Here is a 7453-nt window from a genome sequence, read left to right on the forward strand (position 1 = left end):
AAGAGAACATTCAAAGTAATAATAGGAAGGAGATAATTTTTCATAATAAGTACATTAGACCTGGATAATTGAAAACCGAACCTAAATAACTAGCCCTAATGCAATAATAAGCTGAAAAAAACAGAAATAATAGTAATTATTGTGATAAATCAGATATTATCGATGCTTTTTCAGTGATAAAGCACTGAAATAAATATATTTCTGATTCTCATAACAAAATTGTTTTTTCTTTGCTATAGTTATTCTATCACTGTGAACGAATTTGATTTCACCAATAATTTTATGATAGAAAACCGACAACTCGAAACTTTTATAAAAAAAGCAGATATTGCCGCCCTCCCGGTTTTACCTCATACCCTTCAGGCATTAAAAGCAGCCTTAGAAAAACCCAGTTTTAATTATACTCATCTGGATAATATCATCCAATATGATCCTGCCTGCATGATTAACCTGCTAGCCTATGCTAATAGAGAAATGAATAATGATTTTGACAAAGAAATCAGCCGCGTGGAGCATGCCGCGATGTTTCTTGGCATGGAAAGATTGGAACAGTTTATAGAAAATGTCAACTCACTCTACCGTGTCAAAGATATAAAAGTCGCTGATAAATTAGCCCGCCTGCTACATCGAGGTGTACACGCAGCCTATCAGGCACAAGGTTTTGCACAATTAATTGATGATTCATCAGTTGATGAGATTTATACCAGTACCTTAGTCACTCCCATTTCAGAATTACTCTGCTGGTATCTTGACCCCATTAAGGCACAAACAGTAGAATTATTAGTTTATAAACAACAAAAGCCGTATGAAGAAGCACAACGAGAAATCTTTGGTTTCAGTTATCATGAACTCGCAGAAAGCTTAACGCACCAATGGAAAATCCCCCATTTATTCTTGCAACGACAAGAAATGCAAGATCTGGAAAGTGCATCAAAAACAATTAAATGTATGTATCTGGCGGAAAAACTCAGTATTATTGCAGAACAAGGCTGGTATTATGATGATATGTATGAGCACATCAGTCTTTGCGCGAATGAATTTCATTATAGTGAAGCGCGCATTGCCAAAGAAGTGCATTCTACCGCTGTTTACATGGCTTATAACGCAGAAGAATTTTTTCCCGTGCAAAGCACTTGCGCTTATCTTGCCTTATTGCCAGGCAAAGTACCTTATAGTCAAATCATAGCCATTGAAGACAAAAAGCCCGTTGTTAAGAAAAAACCAGCAGTTATTAGTAAGGTAGCGGTAGAAGAAAAAACCGAAACAACAAAATCACCTCAAGTGCCAAGCATCAATTTGATACACTCCGCTAATGACTTCCCTTCTCTGATTCGGATTACTATGGATGCTTTTTTTGAAACGAAATTTTTTAGCCGTGTTGGCTTCATGATGCTCAGCAAGGATAAAAAGCACCTCCAGTTTCGTAGTCTCAGGGGAAAGGATAATAAAAAATTAACACAAAGTATACTGCCCACAAAGCCCGACAATTTATTCTCAAAATTATTAGTCAAACCACAAACAATCTTTATCAATACTCTCAATTACAATAAATTCTCACCCATCATTAACCAGACCATGAAAGATATGCTTGAAGTAGAAGAATTTATTGCCAAGTCTATCCATGTTAATGCCAAGCCCATTGGTTTATTTTATATGGATAAATATCGTGGCAGTGATAAGGATGAAGCTCAGTCAAATCCACCGATGGCAGTAGAAGATTTTAATCAGATGAAAAAAATTGCGGCATTATTTGATAAGCAATTAAAGGCCATTCATTAAGCCCACTTCAACCTAAAATAATCAGTTGAATCGTAGCGAGAGCGACTTAGGTGCTGAAGATTAAGGGTTTTACAGGTTGTTTTGGCTTTATTCGTAGTCACCCTACGGGTGAAGTCAAAATGTTCTGGAAAATCCTTAAGATTCAGTGCATAAGGCGGTCGCAGTAGGTTCAACTGATTTTTTTAGGTTCAATAACATAAAGAAGTGAATGAGTACTAGTACAAAACTTGTAGCTAATAGAAAAAAGCTTCATTCCAAAAGACTTAAAACAAAGCTACTTAACTTGATTTCTGAATAATAATTAACGGTATTATTTAGTTTGTACTATTGTGATGCGCTTCGTTCCTCAGCAGCATCCTACTGTTCTACAATAAATCACTTGCATACAACAAGCGTAGGGTGCTGCTGAGGAACGAAGCGCACCACTATTAAGTTAACTTGCTCGTATGTATTATCCAGAATTCAGGTTACTGAAATTCCTGACGACCATTAAAGGCATGGCCTAGTGTTGAGCCATCAATATATTCCAGCTCACCACCTAAGGGCACTCCATGGGCAATGCGACTAATTTTTTGCACATGGGGTTTCAATATTTCTACCAGATAATGTGCGGTGGCCTCACCTTCAACTGTGGTATTGGTTGCCAGAATGACTTCATTAATGTCTTCGCTTTGCACTCGCTGTTGCAAGGTATCAAGGTGCAGTTCTTGTGGGCCAATACCATCCAAGGGTGATAAATGTCCCATCAGAACGAAGTATGTCCCTTGGTAGGAAGCGGATTGTTCAATGGCATAGACATCGGAAGGGTTTTCTACCACGCAGAGGGTTTGCCGATCACGTTTGACTGACTGGCAAATATCACAATATTCATATTCAGTCAGAATACGACAGCTTTGACAATGCCCGACCTGCTCTGCCGCCTGACTTAAGGCATGGGATAATTTCCTCGCGCCTCTCCTATCACGTTCGAGCAAATGATAAGCCATACGTTGTGCGGATTTTGCTCCCACTCCGGGTAAACAACGTAAGCTTTCGATAAGCTGCTTAATCAGAGGGGAATGTGCCATAGGGTATTATCCGGATAGAATACGTGTGTGATATTTTAATATTAATGCTTAGAACGGTAATTTAAAACCCGGTGGTAAATTTAAACCATCCGTCATACCGGACATTTTACTTTTAGATTCTTTTTCTATTTGACGTACCGCATCATTCACTGCAGCGGCCACTAAATCTTCTAGCATTTCTTTATCATCCATCACGCTATCATCAATGCTCACACGACGAATATCATGACGACCGGTCATCACCACTGTTACCATACCACCACCGGCTTGACCATTAACTTCCATATTAGCTAATTCGGCCTGCGATTTTTGCATGTCTTCCTGCATTTTCTGAGCTTGTTTCATTAAGCCGCCTAAACCACCTTTCATATTACTTCCTCTTGTCTAATTTTTAATCGGTTTTATGGATTCTTTACGTACTTTGGCATTAAAAGCATTTACAATTAATTGTACTTTGGGATCATCCATAATAGATTCAACCGCTTCTTGCTGTAATACTTCAGCCTCATAAATTTCCCGTCGTCTGGGTGTATTCTGCTGTTCATGTACAGGGATCTCACACTCTTTGATGATTATCTTCAATGGTATACTAAACAATGGCTGCAAGATATCGAGTAAGCGTGTTTTGATTTTATCATTGAGCAAATGTTTGTGCATGGAATCCAGTAACAGCTCAAATATTTGCTCACCTTCTACTATGCTTTTATTGACCATAGCACTATGTTTGGCCAATTGCTGCTCCAGGCCATTGAGTTCAGAGCGATTGATAAGATCGTGCCAATAGTCAGCCAAGCCTGTTGTGTTAGGCTGTTCACAAGGGATTTTTTGCTCAGTTTTTACTGCGTTTTTTTCGCTATTTACATCTTGATAAATTTGAGTTTCAGGATTTACTTTGTCCTTTAAAGTGTCATTGTTTACGTCTTTAAATAATGGCACAACGGCTGCCAATGGTGGCTTTTTTTGCTCTAATGTAGGGCTAGGCTTAGTCTTTGGCTCTCGTACTGTATGTACTTGTGCTGAGCTATTGACTGAATTATATTGGTCGTTAGAAGGCGCTATTTCTTCTAAATGGTTTTCTAAATGTCCCGCTTGCTCATAGTGTTCTTGAAAAGCATTATCTTCAGCCTGACCATTATCGTTATAAGCATCTATCGGGGGTAGCTCATAATCTGTCACATTATCTTGTACAGGTGCCGTAGAAGGCACTATGCTGCTATCCTTTTGAGTACTATTCTTTTGAGTGATATCTTTTACAGCTTTAGGCATTTGTGAAACGGCCTGAACAGCTTGTTTGGGCTGTTCAACAGCAGAAAGTTGCTGACTCACTGACGCTTGAGGGATTTTCTTTTCTGTAGCCTGAATGGCTGGTGCTATTTTATTGACTGATTTAGAGGATTTTTTTTTAAGTTGACGGCTATTACCATCGTCACTCTCATCACTAGCACCACCCGTCGGCTTAAAAGCCAACATGCGTAATAAAATCATTTCAAAGCCACTCTGTGGTTGGGGTGAATAAGGTAAATCTTTGCGACCATTGAGCGCAATTTGATAATACAATTGGATGTCTTCTGCACTAATAGCTTGTGCCAGTTGTGCAATTGATTGTTGATCGCCCAAACTATCATCAATGGCATCGGGCACCATTTGATAGAGGGCAATACGCTGTAGAGTGCTGATCAGTTCAGACAAGATAGTATTCACATCAATACCCTGACTACTGAGTAGACGACTGTCTTCGATCAGAGTTTTACCATCATCATTAGCCAAAGCAATAAGCAATTCAAAAATACGAGCTTTTTGCACACTGCCCAGCATGGCTTCAACATCAGGCAGATTAGGCTTGCCATCACTATATGCAATGGCTTGATCCAGCAAGCTGAGGGCATCACGCATTGAACCATCGGCAGCAATGGCCAAGGGTTTCAAGACATTACTTTCATAGGAAATATTTTCTGCATTGAGGACCAATGCCAATTGTTGTTCTATCTGTTCGATAGTCAAACTTTTCAAATTGAATTGTAAGCAACGGGATAAAATAGTCACCGGCAATTTCTGAGGATCGGTCGTTGCTAAGAGAAATTTAACATGTGGTGGTGGCTCTTCAAGGGTCTTAAGCAAAGCATTGAAACTATGCCCAGAAAGCATGTGTACTTCATCGATCAGATAAATCTTAAAACGTCCCCGTGTGGGTGCATATTGAACATTATCTAATAATTCGCGCGTATCTTCTACTTTGGTACGTGAGGCTGCATCGACTTCAATTAAATCAACAAAACGCCCTTCATCAATTTCCTGACAAGCGGCACATTTACCACAGGGGTTTGGACTAATACCCTGCTCACAATTCAGTGCCTTAGCCAGCACACGTGCCACGGTGGTTTTACCCACACCGCGAGTACCGGTAAAAAGGTAGGCATGATGTAAACGCTCACTTTGTAAAGCGTTACTGAGCGCTTTAAGAACATGCTCCTGCCCCATCATGGTGGTGAATGTTTTTGGACGGTACTTGCGAGCCAGAACCTGATATTTCATATAAGCCCATATTTTAAAAAAAGTTAAATAAAAAGTAAAAAAGAATTAATAAAAAGTTAAAAAATGGATTAAATAATGGTTTTTATGGGAAATCAGTATACATGAAATTATCAGACTGCTCCAGATGAACAGCAAAGGAAAAAGGAAAATGGTGATTGAGAAATTGTAATATGGATTTTAAATAAGACGAGTGCTTAAAATATATAGACCCTGCCAGCCACACCCCGGCACATGAGTCGGCCGCTACAGTTGCTTCCTTCCGGATCTGGCTGGGTTTACGGCCTATCATTGCGAGGGGACCGGCAGAGAGCGCGCATTATAACCTGAAATTTACAAAGGATGCTACTGTATTTGGCTAAATTTCTAGTGTTTTTTTAAAATAATGAAGATTGCTTTATTTTAATGAAAAGCACAGTAAAAACTTAGTGAAAACGCCAGGGTCTTGATGGCGATGAATCCGTTTGATAAACCCGAATGCCTTCGGTTTTATTGGCTTTTTTCTCTAATTCTAATAGTTCAAATAAGTCTTCAATCTGACGTCTAAAGGCTTCTTCTTCCTGATTCGATGGCAAACGATCAGTATTGTGATGATTGATTTTTATTTGCTCACCACCGACATAGGCTGTAATGTCCATTTCATCAGTATCAGAACGTTCGTCAGGTTCAAGACTGTCATAAGGTTCAAGACTGTCATAAGGTTCAAGACTGTCATAAGATTCAAGACGAGTCTGCTTCTTAAGGCGTTTTTTAAGGTTGCGTTCAATCAATTCATTTGACTGTGACTCACTAAAGAGAGAACTGGACAGTGAAATTTCTGGTGTCACAATTTCATCAAGAGAATCTATTTCTTCCAAAAAATCCCAATCTTCAGGATTGTAATCAATTTTTTTGCCCATTTAGCACCTATGACACGGATAAACATTTATATTCACTGATATTCTCACATAAGAAAAATGATATTTCAAGCCCATAAAAAAGAGGCCTTTAAAGACCTCTTTTTTATGCTTTGATGCTCCCTACATTAAACCTAAAATTTTAGGTTAAAATAATCCCAACAAGTTCTTTTCATCATTGGTTTCCGCTGATTCAAGAATGACATAAACAGGTTGATCCGATTGAATGTATTGACCCGCATCCAGATTTGAGCCATTGTCAGCACTGCCAAAATAAGCCTTACCCGGTAGCAAACCCGTGGCAGTTATTGTTGGCGTACAGGTTTGACTGTCAACGATAACACCCGAGGTATCATACAGGTCAATTTTGGCTTGTTGCTTACACGCCACGGCAAGGTACTGGCTATTAATCGGCAAGCCAAAGGTTCTGGCAAAATACTCTATGCCAAAAAAGGCCGTTGCTTCAATACCGTCTCTATCTGCGCCTTGAATCGCAGCAATGGGTTTGTCAGCAACTAGACGTAAGGCACTGCCCTTGCCCTGTTGTAGCAGGCTACCATTTCCGGAATGCATATATCGACCTCCGGCATTGAGCACTATTGATTTCTCACTACCATCACTGGCATAAATTGTAATGCTGGTATTGTCTTCTAATGCACCAATGATCACTAAGCGACTAAAGATACCAAATATTTCCTTACTGGCGGGCGGTACAGTATAAGTATCCGCCAAATAACCCGAATAATACTGTGCAGCATGGCTGATCATCACCGGTAAATCCGATCGGATTATAGCCGATAAGGTATTTTTATCACCACCCTTAATTGTCAGCATTTTACCTCGTGCAATGGTATAGCTTTTACTGACATCCGTCGTCACCATCACTTCTGCATCACCATAAGGACTATACACATAGTATTCATGGCGATAGCGAAAATGCGGGATGACAAATTCATAGCCAGCAAAAAAATCAGCCACCGGCATATCAGTACCGTCTGCATCATTGGCAAAAGAAACCACTGAATTAGAATTCAACACCGAACCCTGCTTTATTTTAGTATTATCAATATCAACCACTTCAAATTTAGCGGGTCTGACATAATTGGCACCGGTAATATAAGTATTATCATTCAAAGCCATCGCTTTTAGATTACCTGTCACCTGATTAGGATTAAGTAAAGC

Annotated in this window: 6 protein-coding genes and 1 other RNA gene; 1 reads left to right on the top strand and 6 read right to left on the bottom strand. The window is 39.4% G+C overall.

Annotation, left to right across the window (positions count from 1 at the left end):
- The first annotated feature begins 282 nt into the window (after window positions 1-282).
- Window positions 283-1779 carry an HDOD domain-containing protein gene (locus tag JEU79_RS21975; RefSeq protein WP_214660653.1) on the top strand — a complete coding sequence of 499 codons (1497 nt, stop codon included), beginning with the start codon at window positions 283-285 and terminating at the stop codon, window positions 1777-1779.
- Window positions 1780-2246: 467 nt separating this feature from the next.
- Here JEU79_RS21975 and recR read toward each other — a convergent pair whose 3' ends face one another.
- The 6 genes from recR to JEU79_RS22005 form a co-directional block, all read right to left on the bottom strand.
- Window positions 2247-2846: a recombination mediator RecR gene (gene recR, locus JEU79_RS21980; protein WP_198265773.1), complete on the bottom strand. Its 600-nt coding sequence runs from the start codon at window positions 2844-2846 to the stop codon at window positions 2247-2249.
- A gap of 48 nt (window positions 2847-2894) precedes the next feature.
- Window positions 2895-3215 (bottom strand): YbaB/EbfC family nucleoid-associated protein, encoded by a 321-nt coding sequence (locus tag JEU79_RS21985; RefSeq protein ID WP_198265774.1) that lies wholly within the window; start codon window positions 3213-3215, stop codon window positions 2895-2897.
- Between the two features lie 15 nt (window positions 3216-3230).
- A complete protein-coding gene (gene dnaX / locus JEU79_RS21990) occupies window positions 3231-5378 on the bottom strand; it encodes a DNA polymerase III subunit gamma/tau (protein WP_198265775.1) in 2148 nt (715 codons plus the stop codon).
- A 208-nt stretch (window positions 5379-5586) separates the two neighbouring features.
- Window positions 5587-5683: signal recognition particle sRNA small type (gene ffs, locus JEU79_RS21995), an RNA gene on the bottom strand.
- A 117-nt stretch (window positions 5684-5800) separates the two neighbouring features.
- Window positions 5801-6274 (bottom strand): hypothetical protein, encoded by a 474-nt coding sequence (locus JEU79_RS22000; RefSeq protein WP_198265776.1) that lies wholly within the window; start codon window positions 6272-6274, stop codon window positions 5801-5803.
- A 144-nt stretch (window positions 6275-6418) separates the two neighbouring features.
- Window positions 6419-7453: hypothetical protein (locus JEU79_RS22005; RefSeq protein WP_198265777.1), on the bottom strand; the 1035-nt coding region annotated here is incomplete at its 5' end.

This window comes from sulfur-oxidizing endosymbiont of Gigantopelta aegis (assembly GCF_016097415.1).
Classification (GTDB): Bacteria; Pseudomonadota; Gammaproteobacteria; order GRL18; family GRL18; genus GRL18.